19 protein-coding genes are annotated in these 20,753 nt (G+C 60.3%); 8 read left to right on the top strand and 11 right to left on the bottom strand.

Annotated elements, in window-relative coordinates:
- Positions 1-3 precede the first annotated feature (3 nt).
- Both P0D96_RS31805 and P0D96_RS31800 read left to right on the top strand, forming a co-directional pair.
- Positions 4-1,011 carry an FAD binding domain-containing protein gene (locus P0D96_RS31805; RefSeq protein ID WP_408317422.1) on the top strand — a complete coding sequence of 336 codons (1,008 nt, stop codon included), beginning with the start codon at positions 4-6 and terminating at the stop codon, positions 1,009-1,011.
- A 26-nt stretch (positions 1,012-1,037) separates the two neighbouring features.
- Complete coding sequence (locus P0D96_RS31800; RefSeq protein WP_408317420.1) at positions 1,038-3,257, top strand: xanthine dehydrogenase family protein molybdopterin-binding subunit; 2,220 nt, start codon at positions 1,038-1,040, stop codon at positions 3,255-3,257.
- 132 nt (positions 3,258-3,389) lie between these two features.
- Here P0D96_RS31800 and P0D96_RS31795 read toward each other — a convergent pair whose 3' ends face one another.
- The gene (locus P0D96_RS31795) at positions 3,390-3,977 is read right to left on the bottom strand and encodes a cupin domain-containing protein (RefSeq protein ID WP_408317418.1); all 588 of its coding nucleotides are present in this window, start codon (positions 3,975-3,977) and stop codon (positions 3,390-3,392) included.
- 612 nt (positions 3,978-4,589) lie between these two features.
- On the opposite strand from P0D96_RS31795, the gene P0D96_RS31790 reads away from it, so the two are divergent.
- Complete coding sequence (locus tag P0D96_RS31790) at positions 4,590-5,540, top strand: oxidoreductase (protein WP_408317416.1); 951 nt, start codon at positions 4,590-4,592, stop codon at positions 5,538-5,540.
- A 63-nt stretch (positions 5,541-5,603) separates the two neighbouring features.
- Here P0D96_RS31790 and P0D96_RS31785 read toward each other — a convergent pair whose 3' ends face one another.
- Both P0D96_RS31785 and P0D96_RS31780 read right to left on the bottom strand, forming a co-directional pair.
- Entirely contained in the window at positions 5,604-6,014 is a 411-nt protein-coding gene (locus tag P0D96_RS31785; RefSeq protein ID WP_408317414.1) for a gluconate 2-dehydrogenase subunit 3 family protein, read from the bottom strand.
- Positions 6,015-6,058: 44 nt separating this feature from the next.
- On the bottom strand, positions 6,059-7,609 hold the full coding sequence (locus P0D96_RS31780; protein ID WP_408317412.1) for a methyl-accepting chemotaxis protein: 1,551 nt from the start codon (positions 7,607-7,609) through the stop codon (positions 6,059-6,061).
- An 812-nt stretch (positions 7,610-8,421) separates the two neighbouring features.
- Here P0D96_RS31780 and P0D96_RS31775 point away from each other — a divergent pair.
- Together P0D96_RS31775 and P0D96_RS31770 are read left to right on the top strand one after the other, a co-directional pair.
- Positions 8,422-8,844: a hypothetical protein gene (locus P0D96_RS31775; RefSeq protein WP_408317410.1), complete on the top strand. Its 423-nt coding sequence runs from the start codon at positions 8,422-8,424 to the stop codon at positions 8,842-8,844.
- An 82-nt stretch (positions 8,845-8,926) separates the two neighbouring features.
- Positions 8,927-9,124 carry a tautomerase family protein gene (locus P0D96_RS31770; protein ID WP_408317408.1) on the top strand — a complete coding sequence of 66 codons (198 nt, stop codon included), beginning with the start codon at positions 8,927-8,929 and terminating at the stop codon, positions 9,122-9,124.
- 78 nt (positions 9,125-9,202) lie between these two features.
- On the opposite strand, the gene P0D96_RS31765 is transcribed toward P0D96_RS31770, so the two are convergent.
- The 3 genes from P0D96_RS31765 to P0D96_RS31755 form a co-directional block, all read right to left on the bottom strand.
- On the bottom strand, positions 9,203-10,138 hold the full coding sequence (locus P0D96_RS31765) for an SMP-30/gluconolactonase/LRE family protein (RefSeq protein WP_408317406.1): 936 nt from the start codon (positions 10,136-10,138) through the stop codon (positions 9,203-9,205).
- A gap of 16 nt (positions 10,139-10,154) precedes the next feature.
- Positions 10,155-11,009 (bottom strand): SDR family NAD(P)-dependent oxidoreductase, encoded by an 855-nt coding sequence (locus P0D96_RS31760; RefSeq protein WP_408317404.1) that lies wholly within the window; start codon positions 11,007-11,009, stop codon positions 10,155-10,157.
- Positions 11,010-11,186: 177 nt separating this feature from the next.
- Positions 11,187-12,101, bottom strand: coding sequence for a LysR family transcriptional regulator (locus P0D96_RS31755; protein WP_408317402.1), 915 nt, complete (start codon positions 12,099-12,101; stop codon positions 11,187-11,189).
- Between the two features lie 202 nt (positions 12,102-12,303).
- On the opposite strand from P0D96_RS31755, the gene P0D96_RS31750 reads away from it, so the two are divergent.
- Complete coding sequence (locus P0D96_RS31750) at positions 12,304-13,359, top strand: aldo/keto reductase (protein WP_132379862.1); 1,056 nt, start codon at positions 12,304-12,306, stop codon at positions 13,357-13,359.
- Between the two features lie 22 nt (positions 13,360-13,381).
- Positions 13,382-13,684 carry a hypothetical protein gene (locus tag P0D96_RS31745; RefSeq protein WP_408317400.1) on the top strand — a complete coding sequence of 101 codons (303 nt, stop codon included), beginning with the start codon at positions 13,382-13,384 and terminating at the stop codon, positions 13,682-13,684.
- Positions 13,685-13,764: 80 nt separating this feature from the next.
- Here the strand turns inward: P0D96_RS31745 and P0D96_RS31740 are convergent, their stop codons facing one another.
- The 4 genes from P0D96_RS31740 to P0D96_RS31725 all read right to left on the bottom strand — a co-directional run bounded on the left by P0D96_RS31740 (position 13,765) and on the right by P0D96_RS31725 (position 18,129).
- A complete protein-coding gene (locus tag P0D96_RS31740; RefSeq protein WP_408317398.1) occupies positions 13,765-15,306 on the bottom strand; it encodes a UxaA family hydrolase in 1,542 nt (513 codons plus the stop codon).
- A gap of 20 nt (positions 15,307-15,326) precedes the next feature.
- Entirely contained in the window at positions 15,327-15,458 is a 132-nt protein-coding gene (locus P0D96_RS31735; RefSeq protein ID WP_408317396.1) for a hypothetical protein, read from the bottom strand.
- 42 nt (positions 15,459-15,500) lie between these two features.
- Positions 15,501-16,838: an MFS transporter gene (locus tag P0D96_RS31730; protein ID WP_408317394.1), complete on the bottom strand. Its 1,338-nt coding sequence runs from the start codon at positions 16,836-16,838 to the stop codon at positions 15,501-15,503.
- A 70-nt stretch (positions 16,839-16,908) separates the two neighbouring features.
- Positions 16,909-18,129 carry a fumarylacetoacetate hydrolase family protein gene (locus P0D96_RS31725; protein WP_408317392.1) on the bottom strand — a complete coding sequence of 407 codons (1,221 nt, stop codon included), beginning with the start codon at positions 18,127-18,129 and terminating at the stop codon, positions 16,909-16,911.
- Between the two features lie 158 nt (positions 18,130-18,287).
- On the opposite strand from P0D96_RS31725, the gene P0D96_RS31720 reads away from it, so the two are divergent.
- Positions 18,288-19,277: a LysR family transcriptional regulator gene (locus tag P0D96_RS31720; RefSeq protein WP_408317524.1), complete on the top strand. Its 990-nt coding sequence runs from the start codon at positions 18,288-18,290 to the stop codon at positions 19,275-19,277.
- 35 nt (positions 19,278-19,312) lie between these two features.
- On the opposite strand, the gene bamA is transcribed toward P0D96_RS31720, so the two are convergent.
- A partial coding sequence (gene bamA, locus P0D96_RS31715) for an outer membrane protein assembly factor BamA (RefSeq protein WP_408317390.1) occupies positions 19,313-20,753 on the bottom strand: 1,441 nt, incomplete at its 5' end.

Genomic DNA, 20,753 nt, shown 5'->3' with positions numbered 1-20,753 from the left:
CACATGGAACCCTTTCAGCTCAAACGCGTCGCCAATGTTAGCCAGGCGATCGACTTCGCGAAAACTGCCGCTAACGGTCAACCAAACGGCGCGTCGATCCGTTTCCTCGCGGGCGGGACGACGCTGCTCGATCTCATGAAGCTTGACGTCGAGCGTCCCACCCATGTGATCGACATCCATCGCCTGCCGCTCGATCAGGTCGAGGCAATCGCCGGCGGTGGTGTCACGATAGGCGCAACGGTCCGCAATGCCGACCTCGCGAATCACCCGTTGATCAAGACGCACTACCCGGTCTTGTCTCAAGCGTTGCTATCCGGCGCATCGGCCCAACTGCGCAATATGGCGACGACCGGGGGCAATCTCTTGCAACGCACGCGCTGTGTCTACTTCCGCGACACCGTCATGCCATGCAACAAACGCGAACCTGGCACGGGCTGTTCCGCGATTGACGGGTACAACCGAAACCTGGCCATCCTGGGGACTAGCGAGCATTGCATCGCGACCAACCCGTCGGACATGAGCGTCGCGATGACCGCACTCGAGGCCACGATCCACGTCGAAAGCGCGCAGGGCAAGCGGGACATCGCCATTGACGACTTCTTCCTGTTGCCCGGCAGCACGCCCGAACGCGAAACCACCCTCAAGCCCGGCGAGCTCATTACCCACGTGACGCTTCCCGCGCTGGTGCCCGCCAATCGCAGCGTCTATCTCAAGCTGCGCGACCGCGCGTCGTACGAATTCGCATTGGCCTCCGCAGCGGTCGTCATGAGGGTCTCATCGGACAAGATCGATCACATCCGGATTGCACTAGGCGGCGTCGGCGTCAAGCCGTGGCGCTCAAAAGAGGCAGAAGCCCAACTGCTCGGACGAACGCCAGACGCCACGACTTTCCGAGCGGCGGCCGAAGCAGCGCTGCAGGCGGCGCACATACAGAGCCAAAACGGCTTCAAGGTCGAACTCGCAAAGCGCTGCATCCAGCACGCACTCACACTTGCCACACAAACTGCCTGATGCAACGGTCGTGACGCGGAGAGAATATGCAATTAGCTAGCAATAAAACGCAACCGATCATCGGCGGCGACTTTACTCGAATCGACGGGCCGCTCAAAGTCAGTGGCACCGCAACCTATACCTCGGATGTCAACTTGCCAGGGACGCTTTACGCCGTTCCCGTTTGCGCGACGATCGCCAAGGGGCGCATCACCCATCTGGACACCGCCGCGGCAGCAGGCATGCCGGGGGTCCGGGCCGTCTTCACACGCGAGAACATCGGCAAGTTCTATCGCGTCGGTTTTGCGACTGATACGAAAATCGACGAAAAGCGCCCGCCATTCGACGATGACAACATCTACTACTATGGCCAATACATCGGCCTGGTGGTAGCCGATACGTTCGAACAGGCAAGCGCAGCATCGCGAGCGGTGAAGGTGGCGTATTCGTCGAGCCGACCCGATGTCCGCATCGAAATGTCGGCAGAGCAGGCCCCGAGCGTCGACACGCAGCGAGGCGACGTGGATACCGCGTTCGCGGCTGCCCCTGATGCGCAAAAGCTGGACCGGACCTACACGACGCCGATTGAAACGCACAACCCTATCGAATTGCATGCGACGGTGGCCGTGTTCGATGGTATGAGCTACACCTTCTACGAAACGTCCCAGTCGATCGTCAACCAGCGCCTTGTCATGGCGCAGATGCTCGGTGTGTCGCAGGACCAGGTGCGCGTGATCACGAAATACCTGGGGTCCGGATTTGGCGGCAAGCTGTTTCCGTGGTCACACTCTTTGCTGGCTGCCGCCGCGGCCCGCAATCTGATGCGGCCGGTCAAGCTGGTGGTAACCCGTGCGATGATGTTCCACAACGTCGGTCACCGCACCAACACGCAGCAACGCGTGCGCCTGTCGGCGACGCCCGAGGGACGTTTCACATCGCTCCAGCAAGACTACGTCTACCAGGCCGCACGCAAGGAAACGCGTAAGGAGAACTGTGGCGAGACAACGGGCTATCTCTACAGCTCACCTAACCTGCGCGCGACCGCGGCGTACGCACGCCGGGATATCGCACCTAGTACGTCCATGCGGGGCCCTGGTGCCGTTCCCGGCCTGTTCGCCATCGAGTCCGCTGTCGACGAACTCGCCATCAAGCTCAATATCGATCCCGTCCGCTTGCGTCTGATCAACGAGCCCGCGATTGACGAAGGCTTGAAGGTGCCGTTCTCTTCGCGGCATCTCAAGGAGTGCCTGACGCTCGGCGCCGAGAAATTCGGTTGGGCGCAGCGCACGGCGGCGGTCGGGTCCATGCGTCGCGACGGCATGGTGGTGGGCTGGGGGGTTGCAGCGGGGTCGTGGGCCGCGAGGCGCCTCGCAGCGGAAATCATCGTCGAGCTTCACGCCGATGCGACAGCGCGCGTGTCGACAGCTACCCAGGATATCGGCACTGGAACCTACACGGTACTGGCTCAGATTGTCGCCAATGTGACCGGCATCCCGCTCGAGCGGATTTCCGTGGTACTCGGTGACACACGCTTGCCACCCGGACCGATGTCCGGCGGCTCAATGGCGACCGCATCGCTGGTTCCGGCAGCGACGCAGGCGGCGCAAGCAGCGGTCCAACAACTTCTGGTCGCCTCGGCCCAGGCGGACAATTCGCCGTTCAAGGGCCAACCGACCACTGAGCTTGCGTTCGACCGCGGCATGGTCTACCGGAAAGGGACCGCGCCGGGCGCGGGCGTACCGTTCGAGCGGATCCTCGCACCAGCACAGATCAATATGGTGGTCGGAAGGGGCCGGTCCGGCGCGAGTCAGGACGATCCCGACGCAGCCAAAGTGTCGATTCACTCGTACTGCGCGCATTTCATCGAGGTGACCTGGCAGCCGCAGACAGCACGATTGCGAGTCAACCGCGTAGTGAGCCTGATTGACGGCGGTAAGATCATCAATGCGCGCACAGCCCTGAACCAGATCGAAGGGGCTGTCGTGATGGGCGTCGGCATGGCGCTGTTTGAAGAAACGCACTACGACCCGCGCACCGGGGCCCCGATCAACCGCAACCTCGCCGACTATGTCATGACCACGCATGCGGATGCGCCGAAGATCGACGTGACTTTCCTCGACTATCCGGATCTCGCGTTGAATCCGCTCGGCGCACGCGGGGTCGGCGAAATCGGCATGGCGGGGATAGCCCCCGCCATTACAAACGCCGTGTATCACGCAACGGGTGTACGGGTGCGCAACTTCCGGTTCGGATCGAGGACCTGCTAGCCACTCAGGCCCTCGCGTAAGCGGGGGTGCCCAACAAGCTGGATCGAATGATCAATCTCCACTGCTGGCCGGCTCCGCTCTTAGGTGAACATTCGGCGAATTCCAACCTCGACGGGAAAGAATGTCGGCGATCTAAAACAGTCTGGGTGTACCGGCCCAGACAACGACCGACTCGATGTGGGCGGTATTTACCCAGCTATGCGGCACCGTCGATTCGTAATGCGCGCTATCTCCCGCGCGCAATACAAATGTCTTGCCCTCCAGCGTCAGCGATACCTGACCGGCGATCACGTACATGAACTCCTCGCCAGCATGCGTTGTCACTTCGGAGCGCTCTTGCCCGGGCGGCATCCTCACGAGAATGGCCTCAAGATGACGGCCTCCGGTCAGGTTCGTGAGTCTGGCAAACAGGTTCGCCGAATCCGCAAAGCCAAAAAACGTCAACTGCTCCGCGCGGCACACCGAACGTTCTTCACTGGGCGTGTCGAGGAAATACTGCACGGCCACTCCGAGTGATCTAGCGATACCCGCCAGCGATGTAAGGGAGGGGCTTGCCAGGCCTCGTTCGACTTGCGACAGGAATGGCTTCGAAATGCCGGCCGCAGTGGCCGTATCATCGAGCGTGCGCTTTAGCCGCTGCCGCAGCCCGCGTATCTTGCTACCCAGCGCAAGAGGTGAATCGCTATTGTCAGTTTTAGTGAGGTCAGTTTTAGTGAGCATGGCACGCCGAAATTAGCCATTCTTAACGGTTGTAACAACTTAATAATGCTACCGATGCGCTCGGCAAGATGAGCGATGTCGTACCCTCGCATCTGTCGCGGGGTGCCTGCTAGCGACGAAGTCCGGGCTCTGACCGACTACATCAGCGGCGGACAACAACTCAACCGTGGGCCACCCATGGAATAGTGCGCCGCCCTCTCTCCAGCTGTTGCTCGGTCCTCGGAATGGCCAAGATCGTTTAGCCGACTGTAATCCGCTCGGCCTTTTTCATTTGAGTCGGTTCTTCAGCGGAGCCCCGCATCAGCTCAGTCAATCTGCGGCTATTCTGATCAATTGTTATTGTCAGGCTTGACGTTGCGTCGCACTTTGCAAAAATTTTTTGCGCCAAATCCTTGATTCAACTTCCGAGCGGCATGCTGTAGGAAAACGAAAGGTTGTTCACATCCAATCACATTGACCTCCACGCCTTCTCATGCGCGAACTGGAATCCCCCGAACGCAGCACGCAACACGGATGATCAGCATCGCGGGGAACTGCCTACCCGATAGCGACACCCCAAGCTTACTAGTGGTAGTCTTGAAGTCGACTACCATCATGCCGAGCCGGAGCAATATGAATAAACAGTGGACCGTGACAGATATTCCGCCGCAGATCGGCAAGCGAGTTCTCATCACCGGTGCGAACAGCGGTATTGGCTACCATGCTGCATTGACTCTGGCGCGCAAAGGCGCGCAAGTCATACTTGCGTGCCGCGATAAACAACGCGGAGAAGAGGCCTTAGCCCGTCTGAACGCCGCCGCACCCGACGCTCGTGCTGAACTGGCGATTCTCGATCTCGCATCCCTCGCGTCCGTAGCACAGTTCGCACAGAGGGAACTCGCCGGGCAACGCCCCATTCACATTCTGGTCAACAACGCTGGCGTCATGGCGCCACCGAAACGGTGCGAAACTGCCGACGGCTTCGAACTGCAGTTTGGCACCAACGTACTCGGCCATTTCGCGTTGACTGCGCTCCTTATGCCCGCTCTCAAACTAGCGGCGACTGGATCGCCTGAGCGACCACGCATCGTCACGATTGCTTCCATCGCGCACAAGCAAGGACAGATCGATTTCAACGACCTCCAATCCACAAAGACGTATTCGCCGATGCAGTCCTATCGGCAGTCAAAGCTCGCGGATCTTATGTTTGCGTTCGAGCTCGACCGGCGTTTGCGCGCTGCCAACTCCCGTGTCATGTCGGTTGCCGCTCACCCCGGCGTCGCAAACACCAATCTGTTTCGGGGCGGTGACCGCTCCGCGATTTCAAGAGCTGCCCGCGAGCTCCTTAGTCATTTCATCGGTGCCGCGCTGAACACCGATTACGCAGGCGCCCTGCCGACCCTTTACGCTGCTACTTCGCGTGACGTCAGTGACGGTGGCTACTATGGTCCGCAAGGCTTTCTGGAGGCACGCGGAAGCAGGATTGGCGAGGCGAGTGTCGCCAGACAGGCAAAGGACACTTCGAATGCCGCCCGTTTGTGGCAGGTGTGCGAGGAGCTCACTCAGGTACGCTTGCGCCCATAGTGCGAGCCGGCCAAACCCTGAAGCGAGGATCAGGAACGGGCTTCTTCCTGATCGTTGCCATGCTTATCGTCGCTTGCCGTACAGGCTGACCGGCGCATACGGATAAGGCTTGGCCTCACCCACGAACTCCAGGTAATCGGCGCGCACGCCGGGGTAGCCGATCATCTTCCACGCGGCCACGTCTTCGTTGCCGCCGTACGATGGGTCGAAGAAGTAGCCTTCATTGACGTTGACCAGCAGGAACGATTCAAAGAACATTTTCAGCTTGAAACCGTCAACCTTCAGCTTGCCCGGCTCGATCCGCATCGAGAAATCGGTCTGTTGCGCATGCGCCAGCTCAGTGAACGTTTTGCCGCCGAAATGTTCCCGGCAGTACGCGTCGATTGTGCGAATGCCGAGCCGGTACTGTCCCTTCGGCGTCAGCTTCGACTGATAGCCGAACTCTGCCTCGGCAGGCAGGAATGGGGCCTGCATTTACCAACGCGTCGCTTCGCCGTAAGGCGTTTGCATCTGAAAAATCAGGCAATCTTGAACACGTCGACAAAACCGTGCAGGTTACGGGATTGCTCGTTGAGCGCCTGAGCAGCGGCCGTCGCCTGCTCGACGAGCGCCGCGTTTTGCTGCGTGATGGAATCCATCTGGCTGACGGCGGTATCAACCTGTTCGATGCCGGAACGCTGCTCTTCCGCAGCGGCTGCGATCTCATTGACAATATCGGTGACCTGACGCACGGCATGCAAGACTTCCTGCATCGTCTTGCCCGCGTCCGCGACGAGTTCGGTGCCGACCGTCACGGTCTGTACCGATTCGGCGATCAGATACTTGATCTCTTTCGCCGCCGACGAAGAGCGTTGCGCGAGACTGCGCACTTCCGAGGCGACTACCGCGAAGCCGCGTCCCTGCTCGCCAGCGCGCGCGGCTTCAACGGCCGCGTTCAGCGCAAGAATATTGGTCTGAAAAGCAATGCCTTCGATAATCCCAGTGATATCGGCGATCTTGCGGGAGCTCGCGTCGATGCTGCCCATGGTGCCGACCACACGCTCGACCACCTCGTTGCCGCGTGTGGCGACCAGCGAGGCGCTGTCGGCGAGCGAACTCGCCGTGCGCGCGCTGTCCGCGTTCTGCTTCACCGTGGCCGTCAATTCGCTCATGCTAGCTGCGGTTTCCTCGAGCGATGCCGCCTGCTCTTCGGTGCGTGAAGACAAGTCCATCGTGCCCGAAGCGATTTGCGCCGTTGCGCTCGCAATTGATTCGCTACTGCCGCGCACGGCTCGCACGGTCCTGGCGAGACTCGTCTGCATCTTCTCCACGCCGCGCAGCAGCGTGCCCATTTCATCTTCCTTGGCGATTTCGACGCAACGGTTCAAATCGCCTTCCGCGATCGCATCGAAATGCTCGAGCGCCTGGGTCAGCGGACTCATGATCGCGCGGCGCAGTGCCGCCCAACTCAGACCGGCGGCCACGACGCCGACCACGATCATCAGAATCGACAGCGTAACGAACGTGTGAAAGCTCGACTCCGCCGCCTCGTAATTCTTCTTTGCGTTGGTGTATAGCGCGAGTTTGACCTTCTGGTTCGCAATGTTCATGTCGTTGTAGAGATCGCCCAACTGCGTCATCGTGATCTTGTCGGCCAGGGCGTGATCATTTCCCTTGATCGCATCGATGAATGCGGAAATACCACCTCGCATGGCTTTCCGGCGCTCGCTCGCATTGCCGATCAAGCTCGCCTCGTCGGCTTCGTGCGGCTGCTCGACGAACTTCTGCCACCACGTCTCCGACTCGTCGAAATAGCCGCCGGCACGTTCGATCAGTCCGGCAGTCTTCGGATCGTCCGGATGCAATGCGACGCGATCCAGCACGAGGCGAGTACGCGCAATATAAATTTCCGCGTTACCGATGTTCGTCGCTGCGGTCAGCTTGTTCTCGTAAGTATCCTGGTTCGCGCGATTGGCCCGGCTGGTACCGAACAAACCCAGAACACCGATCGCCACCATCAAGACAGCTAGAAACCCCATCGTCAACGCAATACGCACTTGCAGCGACATAGCTGCTTTCCCAGTTTTCATTTCTCTTCTCCGAAGACGCCACTGTGCGAATCACAGTCGTTCATCCCTGTTTACGGCAAGCACTGAACCAGATTTAGAGACGACTGAACTCGTTTGCATAATTTCGAGTGCTAACTTGTCGATTGACAAGTAGCCTCATTGTTAATACGTCAGGATAACTGAATTAATATGGACGACGCGCCGACTTTGAACTGACGCGTCGCCTTCTCACGGATGGCTCGGATGCAAAGAGTGAAGGTGAATTGGTCAGAGTTGCGGAGACAAATGAACTGATGGGTGATATTGCGCAGGAAGAGTGCGGATGAATTGTTCGATAGACGGCATTTTGATTGGGAGGTCGTGCCCTCTGCGCGCCGAATTGATGCATTGCATTCGCAAAAGCCGGTTCAATCCTTTCGAATCTGATCCCCAAGGATGCCGCTGCGTCGGTCGTATGCAATGCGACCCTGTTCGTTCGTTAAGACATCCTACCTAGATGAACATTCGATCCGCTCACTTACCTACACTCGAACTTTCAAATCGAAGGTCCCGACAAGCTGGAAAACTGGGTGCGAAGTTTATCTGCAATTCCGTGTATATAGTTCATGTGCATTTAACCTGGTCTTAACTTGTATTTATCAATGAACGCGGTCCCAGGTCGCGAGTTTTCGTGGCGCTGGTTAACCCGCCTATACCTCTGTATAGGTAGGTTACGCTAACGCGGCATCGGTATATCCCACCGTAGAGTAGATTCGTGCACCGGCAAAACCTACTCTTCTCTCATTCCGACAGAACCAGCGGGCGCGCAAGCTCGCATGCGGCAGGAGAACCGAATGACTCTTGAATTTTTAAGCCATCAAGTCATTTTCGACCAGGCTGTCCAGCATCTGTTCCAGCAGCGCCAAGCAGCGCTCTTGCCGCGCGGCGGCGGCGCATATCGCGGTTACTGCGGCGGCTGTCCAATCGGCAACTTCATCAAGCCACGCGACTACCTGACAGTGATGGAAGGGGTTCCCATTCACTATGTCAGCAGACAAAAGCATGAAGTGCCCACTTATATGGACGTGGGTGTCGCTGCGCTGAGAAGAGCGCTACTGCGTTCGAAAATCAACGTATACGACCCGCAGACGGTCAGCCTGCTGAGCTGCCTGCAAAACGTACATGACGTGTTCGGCGTCTGGGAATGGGGCGACAGGCTGCAATCGATCGCGCATCAATTCGGCCTTAACGCAGACCAGCTGACGAACGCTGCGTGAGGAAGGCCCGGGCTCGAGCACACGGCGTGCAGTGCCGCTATGATTGCGACTGCAGTTCCTTGCCAACCCGCTGGAGTACGTTATGCCGGAAGTCGTTGTTTACGCAGTAGCAGGGCGCTCACCTGAGCAAAAGAAAGCGCTGATGACGGGGATCACCAAAGTTGTGGTTGACAGCCTCGGTGTCGCCGCTGAACAGGTTGTCGTGCAGATCGTGGAGTCTCCATCAGACTCCAAGTCAAGAGGCGGCATTCCGTTCAGCGAGCGTCAGCGCACTTCCTGAACCCGCATAATCCGCATCATGACCGGCCGGTGTGCGGTGACGCCGCCGACCGGGCGCGGACGTAATCCACCGACGAGCTCAGGTTGCAACCGCCGCAGTCGTATCCACGAATAGCGCGTACAGTGACTGCCCGGCCGCCATGAACAGCCGGTTGTGCGCCGCGCCGCCGAAGCAGACGTTCGCGCAGCGTTCGGGCAGAGCAATGCGCCCAATCGCGTTGCCGTCCGGCGCGAATACCATCACACCGTTCAGTCCCGGTCCGGTGCCCCAACCGGCCCATAGGTTACCGTCCATGTCGCAACGGAAACCGTCTGGCGCGCCGTTCTCGCCCGCATCGACGAATACGCGTCCGCGCACGAGGCGCCGACCCTCCTCGACATCGTACACACGGATGCGCCGCGGCTTCGAGCCCGATTCGACGATGTAGAGGCGGCGTTCGTCGGGCGAGAAGCAGATGCCGTTCGGATTGACGATGTCGTCGGCGACCACCTCCGCCCGGCCGGTGGCCGGGTCGAGGCGATAGACGTTGGTCGGCAGCTCGGGCTCACCTTTGACACCCTCGTAGTTGTTGGAGATGCCGAACGGCGGATCCGTGAACCAGATGCTGTCGTCGCTCTTCACGACCACATCGTTCGGCGAATTCAGCCGCTTGCCGTCGAAGCGGTCGAGCAACAAGGTCAGCGTGCCGTTGTACTCGGTGCGCGTCACGCGTCGGTTGCCGTGCTCGCAGGTGATGAGCCGCCCCTGGCGGTCCCGTGTATTGCCGTTCGCGTACCCCGAAGCCCTGCGAAATACCGACGTCGCGCCAGATTCCTCGTCCCACCGCATGATGCGGTTGTTCGGAATATCGCTCCACAGCAGGAAGCGGCCGTCGCCAAACCACACCGGTCCTTCGCCGAAGCGCATGCCAGTCGCAAGCCGCTCGACCGCCGCGTTCGTGATCCGGTATTTCAGGAAGCGCGGATCGAGCACTTCCACTGCGGGATCGGGATAGGTTTCACTTTGTTGCCACATAGTGCTGGCTCTTGAGTCAACGGGGCTGCTTGATGAACGCTTCGAATGCCGTAGCGTAGTCCGGATGCCAGCGCGACAACGCGGGCCGGTTCTCGACGATATCGCCTGCGGCCCATAGGATGCGCAGTTCATCGAGTGAACGCGGCACGTCGTTGTCGGGACACAGTATGTAGAAGTCGCCGGCGTCGAGACGCTCGAACATGAAATCGACCGTCTGCTCGGGCGTCCATGCGGCGGCGGGCTTTTCCACGCGGCCGTTGCGTGTCAGTTCCGTGAACACGAAGCCAGGAATCAGCAGATGAGCGCTAATCCGGCAGTCGGCGGTGTTGCGCAGTTCGTGCTGCAGCGCTTCGGTGAACGCTTTCAGACCGGCCTTCGCAACGTTGTACGCGGGGTCCCCTGGCGGCGTCGTGATGCCTTGCTTCGAACCGGTGTTGATCACAAGTCCCGGACGACCGCGCTTGATCATGTCCGGCACGAAAATCTGCGTACCGTGGATCACGCCCCACAGGTTGACACCCAGCACGCGCTCCCAGTTCCCAGTCGGACCGAACATCCCACTACCGGGCTGAATGCCGGCATTGTTCATCAGCACGTCGGTTCCGCCGAAGCGTTCGACGACGGTTGCGTGCAGGCGGCGAACATCGTCGGCGACGCTGACGTCGGTCTCGACCGCAAAGACGTCTTGTGTGCCGCTTGGGGTCAGCGCGGCGATTTCCTCCACCGCCTGCGCGACGCGGTCGGCGCCGAGGTCGGCGATGCAGACGCGCAACCCAAGCTGCGCAAAGCGTTTGGCAGCAGCCAGGCCGATGCCGGCGGCGCCACCGGTGATCACGGCGACGGCGCCGGGGGTCAGGGCAGAATGAGTCATGAGAATCCTCGTTGATGCCGGAATCGCGGCGCCTACAAGCGACTTACGATCCCGATCCGTTGGAACAGTGAGTCGGCGATCCTAGCATGACCGTTTCTTTCGTGACCGGCCGGGCTCCCAATGACGAGCGGTCCTAAGCATGTTGCGCTATTGCCGCGCGAAGCGGCCAGTCGAGCGTCAGGTCGCCATCGCGGGCAATTTGAGCAAGTCCAGGAAAGCACGGGCGACGGGTATGAGCGGTTCTCCCGCGCTTCCCTTAAAAACGGCCGCGAGTTCCCAGCAGGGCTCCTCGGCCTCGCGCAGACGCGCCGTTGCGACCGGTGCGCCGTGCGTATTGCTGCCCCTCGCGGCAACCACGGATTCGGGCACCATGCTGATCGCAAGCCCCTGTGCGGCCAGTTCAAGCAACATCGGCATGTCGTTGACCTCGAAGCTGGTCCGGCGCTGCAGCCCTGCCGCCGCAAAGCTTCGATCGACGAGCCGCCGCACGCTCCACTCCGGGCGCAGGTCGGCGAATGTTTCGTCGACGAGATCGGCCAGCTCCAGCCCGCTGGCGCCCGCAAGTCGATGATACGTCGCGCAGACGACAACCATTCCTTCGCATGCGAACATGTGCGATCCGAGATCGTCGAGCGGCGTATCCGGCGGCTGCGTGAACGCGAGGTCGAGGCGCCCTTCCCTCACATCGTCGATCAACGCACGCGAGCCGTCCAGTATCAATTCGATATCGATCCCACCGAACGCGGCCCGAAACTGTCCTAGAGAAGCCGGCAGGTCGACGAAAGGCGCGAGACCGTGAATCGCACCGATACTCAGCCGGCCGCGTGCGAGCCCATGAACCTGCGTGACGGCGTGCCGCGCGTCGCGGGCGGCAGCCAGTACCCGCTGCGCCTCTGCGAACAGCACTTCGCCGGCAGGCGTCAAGGCGACTCGCCTCGTGCTGCGATTGAACAACGGTCCGCCCAGGTCTTCTTCCAGCGAGCGGATCGACGCAGACAATCCGGACTGCACAAGGTTGAGGCGCCGCGCCGCGCGCGTGAAATGTCGCTCTTCCGCGACCGCCACGAAATGTTCGAGTTGCTTCAAATCCACGTTGGCACTCTTTCTGCAGAGACGATTAATCACGGAAACCGCTTAATTGGATCACATCTTTCTATTGGAATGGTAATTCAATCTCCGTTATCGTCGCATGTCTGGACACGTGAAACGCCGCGCACGAAATGCGGGCGCAATGGGACTTAACGACCGCACGCCAGTTGCGAATCCTCACAGCATATAGGGAGATTGCTTCATCATGGACTACCGTCAACTTGGCCGTTCGGGCCTCAAGGTGTCGACCGTCACGCTGGGCACGATGACGATGGGCGGCAAAGGCAAATTCGCCAGCGTCGGCGAGGTCGGCCTCGACGATGCGCGCCGGCAGATCGACATGTGCATCGACGCGGGCGTCAACCTGATCGATACCGCAGACGTCTATTCGAACGGTGCGTCGGAGGAAATCGTCGGCCAGGCGCTCGGCGGCAAGCGCAAAGGCGGCGTGCTGATTGCGACGAAAGCCCGCTTTCCCATGGGTGACGGCCCGAACGACCGGGGTCTGTCGCGGCATCATTTGATAGAAGCCTGCGAGGCGAGCCTGCGCCGTCTCAAGACCGATGTAATCGACCTCTACCAGGTGCACGAATGGGACGGACTCACGCCGCTCGAAGAAACGCTTGAAGCGCTCGACCTGCTTGTCCGGCATGGCAAGGTCCGGTATGTCGGCTGCTCGAACTACTCGGGCTGGCACCTGATGAAGGCGTTGCATGTGAGCGAACGCGATCGCCTGCCGCGCTTCGTGAGTCAGCAGATTCATTACACGCTCGAAGCACGCGAAGCGGAATACGAACTCGCGCCGATCGCACTCGATCAAGGCCTGGGCATTCTCGTCTGGAGCCCGCTCGCAGGCGGCCTGCTGTCGGGTAAGCACCGCCGCGACGCGACGCCCGAGGGCACGCGCCAGCTCGCCGGCTGGACGGAGCCGCCGATCCGCGACGCCGAACGACTGTGGTCGATCGTCGATACGCTTGTTGAAATCGCCGGCGAGCAGAATGTCTCGGCTGCGCAGGTCGCGCTCGCATGGACGCTCGGGCGCCCCGCCGTCACGTCGGTCATCATCGGCGGACGCAACGAGAAACAGTTGCTCGACAACCTCGGCGCGGCCAACCTCAGGCTGAGCGCCGAACAGCGCGAGCGGCTCGACAAGGTGAGCGCGCCGCCCCTGCTCTATCCGTACTGGCATCAGGTGCAGACCGCGCACGATCGTCTTTCAGTTGCGGACCTGTCGCTGCTGGAGCCCCATCTCAAGGCGTAGACGCGCATCCATTCCCCATCTCATGGCGGTGGTCGGCATGCTGGCGGGAGGCTGCCTCAGTGACAGCCTCCTGAAAAAGGGTAATTCGGTAACGGTCGCGCGCAAGTTGCCGGTGATCGTCGGCCTCGTGTTGACCGCCACGATCGTTCGGCAATCTGTCCGGTATTACTACGCCCGTCGTTTTCGGCATGATCCTGCAGCGCACGCACAACTTCCACTATGCGATGTGATACGTCTCGATCGTCGCCGTTCTGGGCATCCTTTCGTAAATCTTCCTCGTCGGCAAAATCGAAATGATCGTGCCGCCGAAGAAGCGGAAACCTAACGCGTACGGGGTTACGCAGTCGAGCTAGGCTCAAACAGGCTGGCTTACGCTAGCCGCGCCAAAGAAACGCAAACGCCGCCTTATGTGATGGCGCCAATCTGCCAGGGCACGAATTCATTCTGGCCGTATCCGTGAATCTCGCTTTTCGACGCCTGGCCCGACGCGGTCGCAAGCATGAGTTGGAAGATCTCCTCACCGAGTTCGTCGACCGTTCGTTCGCCGTCGAGGATCGACCCGCAATTCAGGTCGATGTCCTCTTCCTGACGTTGCCACAAAGCAGTGTTGGTACCCAGTTTCAACGAGGGCGACGGCGCGCAACCATAGGCGGAGCCGCGGCCGGTCGTAAAGCAGATCAGGTTTGCGCCGCCCGCGACCTGCCCGGTCGCCGAAACCGGATCGTAGCCCGGCGTATCCATGAAAACGAGACCGCGGGCACGCACCAGTTCGGCGTACCGGTACACGTCGACGAGATTGGTCGTACCGCCTTTCGCTACGGCGCCAAGCGACTTTTCGAGAATCGTTGTCAGCCCACCGGCCTTGTTCCCGGCCGATGGATTGTTGTTCAGATCGGCATTCATGCGCGCGCAGTATGCTTCCCACCAGTGGATCCGTTCGATGAGCTTTTCGCCGACTTCACGTGACACGGCCCGGCGCGTCAATAGATGTTCGGCGCCGTAGACCTCGGGGGTTTCGGAGAGAATCGCCGTTCCACCGTGCGAGACCAGGCGATCGACTGCCGCGCCGAGTGCCGGATTTGCGGTAATGCCGGAGTAGCCGTCTGAGCCGCCGCATTGCAAGCCGATTACGAGGTGCTTGGCATCCACGGGCTCACGCCGTACCTTGTTCGCTTCCCCGAGCATCGCCTTGACCTGTTCGATGCCCGCCGCCACCGTGCGCGCCGTGCCACCGGTCGCCTGAATGGTCATCGTCTTCAGCGCCGCGCCGGACGTAAGACCCTGGCTTTGCATAAGCCCATCGATCTGATTGGTTTCGCAGCCCAACCCGACTATCAGCACGCCGGCGAAATTAGGATGCCGTGCATAACCACCGAGAGTGCGCCGGATCATTTCCAGCGCTTCGCCTTCGGAATCGATCGCGCAGCCCTGAGCGTGCGTCAGCGCGATCACGCCATCAACGTTTGGATAGTCCGCAAGCGCTTGCGGATGAATATCGCGACGAAAGTAATCTGCGATGGCGCGTGCCGCCGTTGCGGAGCAATTGACCGATGTCAGAATGCCGATGTAGTTACGCGTTGCGACACGTCCGTCGGCGCGTACGATGCCCATGAACCGCGCCGCCGCTGCGACCGTCGACGCCGGCTTCGCATCTGCGCCGAACGCGTAGTCCCGATCGAAATCGCCCATCGCAAGGTTGTGCGTATGGACATGCTCCCCGGCTTCGATGGCACGTGTCGCAAAGCCGATGATCTGGCCGTAGCGCCGCACTGGCGCGCCCGTTTCGATAGCGTGGACGGCAAGCTTATGACCCGCCGGGATCAACCCACGTACGGCAAGACTACCGCGGATGCGCATGCCCGCGACAAGCTGGTGCCGCGCGATGACGACATCGTCATCTGGATGCAGTTGCACGATTGGCTCTACAGTTGCCGAAGGATCGGCCATTGTGTTCTCCGCGTCGAATATCATGACGTTGCCTCCTCGATCTGCGCTGCACGCACGACCTCGCCTGTTACGGCATCAAGGCCGACGAGCGTATTGATCGATGCGCAAGCGCCGCATCGTCCGCCGATGTAATGATGTCCGAGAATGCTCATGTGAATTTCCGGTTAAATCGCGTGCAGCGTATCTGCATGTGCCTAGCGAAGCGTCGCTTCGGCCGAGCCAATCGGCGCTTCGGCTACGCGGCGTGAATGCAAGCCGATGCTCATAAGCAGGAACACGCCGACGACGCCTGCAAACGCCAGGGTGAACATGCCTGCACGAGGGCTATGAAAGAGCGTCTCCACTGCCGTCTTTAATGTGGGCGCGATGAAGCCGCCGAGATTGCCGAGCGCGCCGATCATTGCAATACCGCTCGCTGCCGCGGTACCGCTCAGGTAGGCCGTCGGCAAGGTCCAGAAGAGCGGCTGGACGACTACGAAGCCGACCGTCGCGATACAGAATGCGACGAGCACGGGTCCAATGTGATTGCCGAGGGTAGACAGTGCTATTCCTGCCGCAGCCGCAGCCAGCATGGCGATGGCGAGTTGCCGGTGCTTCCCGCTCGCGTCCGCGTAGCCGGTGATAAAGCGCAGTGCGATGAGTGCGCACAGCCAGGGAATGGCGGTCAGAAAGCCGACCTTCGAGCCGATGGCGGTACCGGTCAGCTCCGAAATCCGCGTCGGCAGATAGAAGATGACGCCATACACGCTCACCTGAATGGCGAAATAAATCGATACAAAGCGAAGCACGTTCCAGTTGCGCAGCGCGGTCAGCGCAGTAGCCGGCCCATGCGCAACCTTGTGCCGGTCTTCCGCTGCTATGGCGTTTTCCAGGGCGTCTTTTTCGGCCGACGTCAGCCACTTCGCGTGGCGCGGTTTGCTCACCAGATAGAAGAACGCGACGATGCCAACAGCCGACGCAGCGAGACCTTCGATGAGAAACATCCATTGCCAGTTATGCAGACCCAGGCGGCCACCCATGACCTCCATCAGATAACCTGATAGCGGGCTGCCCAACACGAGCGCCACTGGCAAGCCAAAGTAGTAGATGCCTAGCGCCTTGCCGCGTTCACGTGCGGGGAACCAGTATGTGGAATAGAGAATGACGCCGGGCGAAAAACCTGCTTCGGCCACGCCCAGAATGAAGCGCAGCGCATAGAACGAGGCCTCGTTGTGCGCAAACATCATGGCCGCCGACGCAAGCCCCCAAGTGACCATGATCCGGCTCAACCAGAGCTTCGCACCCACCCGATGCAGCATCAGATTGCTCGGGATCTCGAACACCGCATAGCCGATGAAAAAGATCCCCGCCCCGAGCGCAAACGCCGCGTTGCCGATGTTCGAATCGACTTGAAGGGCCTGTTTGACAAACCCGACGTTCGAACGGTCAAGCATCGATAGCGCGAACATCAGCGCGAGGAAGGGCGCAAGCCGCAGGCGCGCCTTGCGTACCGCGCTTTCCAACGGGTCTTGCGTAACGTGTTGAGTCTGCATCTCGTCTATCTCCTTGAGGAAGCCGGGTATGCCGGTCTGTTATGGGGGGTTAGAGCCGGTTCATACGTGATCAGAGAGAGGCTGTGTCCAGTAGTCCTCGTGCAGCAAGGTTCGCCATCAGCGCGCGCACGCCGAAGGTCCACGGCTCGATGCGGTCGCTGTGGTTGACCCGGTTGACCAGCGTGCCGAGCTGCCGGCTCGAAATCTTCACGATATCGCCCAGCTTGTGTGTGAAGCCCGCGCCAGCGGCGTCGCGGTCTTCGATTGGTGCAAAAAGCGTTCCGAGGAACAGCAGCGCGCCATCGGGGTATTGATGGGTCGAACTGATCGTCTGCGAAACGAGATCGAGTGGGTCGCGCGTGATCTGGTCCATCGAACTCGTGCCTCGCAAGACAAAACCGTCGCTGCCTTCAACGCGCAAATCGACTGTCGCCCGGCGCACATCGTCGATCGAGAAAGTCTCGTCGAAAAGCCGCAGGAAAGGGCCAATCGCACACGAGCCATTGTTGTCCTTCGCCTTGCCAAGCAGGAGCGCGCTGCGTCCTTCGAAATCGCGCAGATTGACGTCGTTGCCCAGCGTCGCGCCGAGCGCGCGGCCGCGGCTGTCGATCGACAGCACGATTTCCGGCTCCGGATTGTTCCAGACCGAATTCGGATGCAGCCCGATTTCCGTGCCCGTACCCAACGCCGCCAGCACCGGCGCTTTTGTGAAGACTTCCGCGTCAGGGCCGATGCCGACTTCCAGGTATTGGGACCATAGTCCCTGCTCGATCAGTAGCGCCTTCAATTCGCGCGCCTCGGCGGAGTCCGGTCGGATGCTGGTGAGACTATCGCCGACGAGAGACCTGATCTGCTCTCGCACGCGCACCGCGCCTTGCGGGTCGCCCTTTGCCTGCTCCTCGATCACTCGTTCAATCAGGCTCGCCGCAAAGGTCACCCCTGCTGCTTTGATGACCTGCAGATCGCAAGGCGCGAGCAGATGGACGCGCTCCGGATCTTGCACGGTACCGCCCGTTGCATCGGCCGTATTGCCGATGATCGTCTCCAGCTTGCCGATCCAGCGGCCACTCGCGGCTCGCACCGTCGCGACCGGATCTTCCCGCTCCAGCAAGCTGCTGATGGTCGGTGCTGCGTCGGAAATGTCGAACACGCCGTCGGCGCGCAAGACGACTACGGCGGGACCTGCGGGCAATGAATTCGCGGCAGGTACCCAGGCGCGGCCGACAAGCGTGCCGGACAATCCGTCCGACGGAAGCGTGTCAGTTACGCTGAGTGAAAGCGGGGATGTCATGTCTGTCTCCACTGAAGTTTGTCTGGCGCGCGCGGCTTACCGCCAGTTCGCGCGTTGATTCGCCCAGCAGCAACTTTAGGCAGCCGACCGATAAACATCCAATCTCTTATTCAGTACAATCGATTCCATCCGGTTATGAGTTCGTGCGTGTTTACCCCATGTCCAGACAATTTGCGGTGCGTACGTCGAGCGTCCTGGCAAGGCTGCGCTTCAGACATCTTCAACTGCTCGATGCCCTCGGACGCACGCACAACTTGCGCATCGCAGCCGAACAGATGCTTATCACCCAGCCCGCGGCGACAAAAATCCTGAGTGACATCGAATCGATGTTCGGGGCCCAGTTGTTCGAACGGTTACCACGGGAGATGCGCCCAACCGATCTCGGCGTATTGTCCGTGCGCTATGCGACCGCGGCGGTAGCCGATCTGGGCAAGTTCGTGAACGAGTTCAGCACCTTGAGCGATGGCGGCTACGGTCATCTCACCGTCGGCGCTATCTCGGCTTCGGCCGCTCAGGTGGTGACGACCGGCATCAGGGAGATTCGCCGGCAGCGGCCGCAACTAGTCATCAAACTGGTCGAGCAAAGCAGTGACCAACTGGCGGTCTGGCTCGAAGAAAGGAAGCTGGACGTGATGGTCGGCCGTCTGACGGAGCCGCGCCATCAAGTACTGTTCGACTTCGAGGTGCTGTCCGGGGAACCGGTCTGGGTGGTCGTCGGACAGCATCATCCGTTGTTGCAGCGGCGGCGGCTGGAGTTGGCCGATCTTGGCGCGTGGCCATGGATTCTCTATCCGCAAGCAACGGCTATCAGGCAGCTGTTCGACGAAACGTTCGCCGGCGCGGGCATTCCTGCGCCGGTGGGCATGGTGGAAACGCCTTCAATCTTTTCGACACTGGAACTGTTGCAGGCAACCGACATGATTTCGCTGCAGCCACGTGCCGCTGTCGAAAAATATGTAAGCAAGGGTCTGCTCGGACACCTGCCCATTCCCATCACCCGGACCATGACGAGCTACGGTATCGTCACGCGCAAGCACGAATTGCCGTCACAGCCCATGCAGGAATTCATCGCCATTCTACGTTCCGTGGCGGGACGTGTCGGCGATCGGGCGCTGCCAACGCGCGACGGATCGGGCGAGGCAACGTGACGATAGGGATCGGCGAGAGCGGTCCGACGATAGCTTTAGAACGATGTGCCTATCTGGAACTGGAATTTCTGATACTGATCGCCTGCGTGCTTGACGAGCGGAAAACCGAGGCTCAACTTGAGCGGACCGATCGGCGAGATCCAGGCGAGCCCCAGCCCATAGCCGTAGCGCAATCCGTTCGCTCCGATGCTACTGCCTTCGCTGCCCCATACATTGCCGCCGTCGAGGAAGGTAAAGACGCGCAACGTGCGGTCGTAGCCGGATCCCGGCATTGGAACGGTCAGCTCGATATTGCCGACGACCATCTTCGAGCCACCGATGGGATCGTTGGTGGTCGCGTCGCGCGGGCCGAGCGAACTTGGTTCATATCCACGCACTGAACCGATACCGCCCGCATAGTAGTTCTTGAAGATCGGATAGGGCTTGCCGTTCAATCCATTGCCATAGCCGCCCTGAAAGTTCAGGCCAAGCACGAAGCCACGCGCGAATGAATAATAGTATTGCGCCTGGAGGTCTGCCTTGTAGTACGGCGTATCACCCAGCGGCGTGCCGTATTCGGCATTGGCTTGCGTATAGTAGCCCCGGCTTGGGACAAGCGCGCTATCACGGTCGTCACGCGACCATCCCGCCGTCAACGGAACATTGTTGGAGACACGGCCGAATTGCGTGACGTAATCCTTATAGCTCTGAGGCGTATTGGCGTCGATATCCAGACGGTTCTGCTCGAACCCCAGCCCGAAGTACACCATGTCGGCCTCGGAGAAAGGCACGCCGAACTTGAGGTCCGCTCCTGCCGTGATAATTCGGAAGCTCGAGTCGGTCGAATAATACAAGGGCTCAGTCGTGCGGTAATAAACGTCGGTGATGCGCTTGATGCCGTCAATCGTGAAGTACGGATCGACCTGTGTGACCGTCAGCGTACGGTTGGTAGTGGAGGTGTTCACATTCAGTGCGAGGCTCGTGCCCGAGCCGAACACGTTGTCCTGCGATACGCCTGCGGAGATAATGGGCCCCTCGCCCGAGCCATAGCCCAGGCCCAGCGAAATCGAGCCCGTGGGTTTTTCCGTCACCTTGACGTCGATATCGACCTGATCCTGCGTGCTTTCGACCGGCACCGTGGTCACGTCCACATCCGTGAAGTAGCCGAGACGGTTGATCCGGTCTTTCGACAGCGCGAGGCGGTTCGAGTCGAACCACGAGCTCTCCATCTGACGCATTTCGCGGCGCACCACTTCGTCACGCGTACGCGTGTTGCCGACCACGTTGATGCGGCGCACGTAGACGCGGCGGCTCGGGTCCACTTGCAGCGTGAGGCCGACCTTGTGGTTGGCCTGATCGATCTGCGGCTGCGCATTGACGTTGGCGAACGCATAGCCGTATTCGCCGAGCTTGTCGACGATGGCCTTCGTGGTGGCTTGCAGCTTTTCAGCCGAGAAGCGGTCACCCGGTTTGATCTTGATGAGCTTGGCCAGCTCG

Source organism: Paraburkholderia sp. RL17-347-BIC-D (assembly GCF_046027915.1).
In the GTDB taxonomy this organism is placed as follows: domain Bacteria; phylum Pseudomonadota; class Gammaproteobacteria; order Burkholderiales; family Burkholderiaceae; genus Paraburkholderia.
The sequence above is the reverse complement of the archived record's forward strand: the minus strand, read 5'-3'. Positions and strand labels throughout refer to the sequence as shown.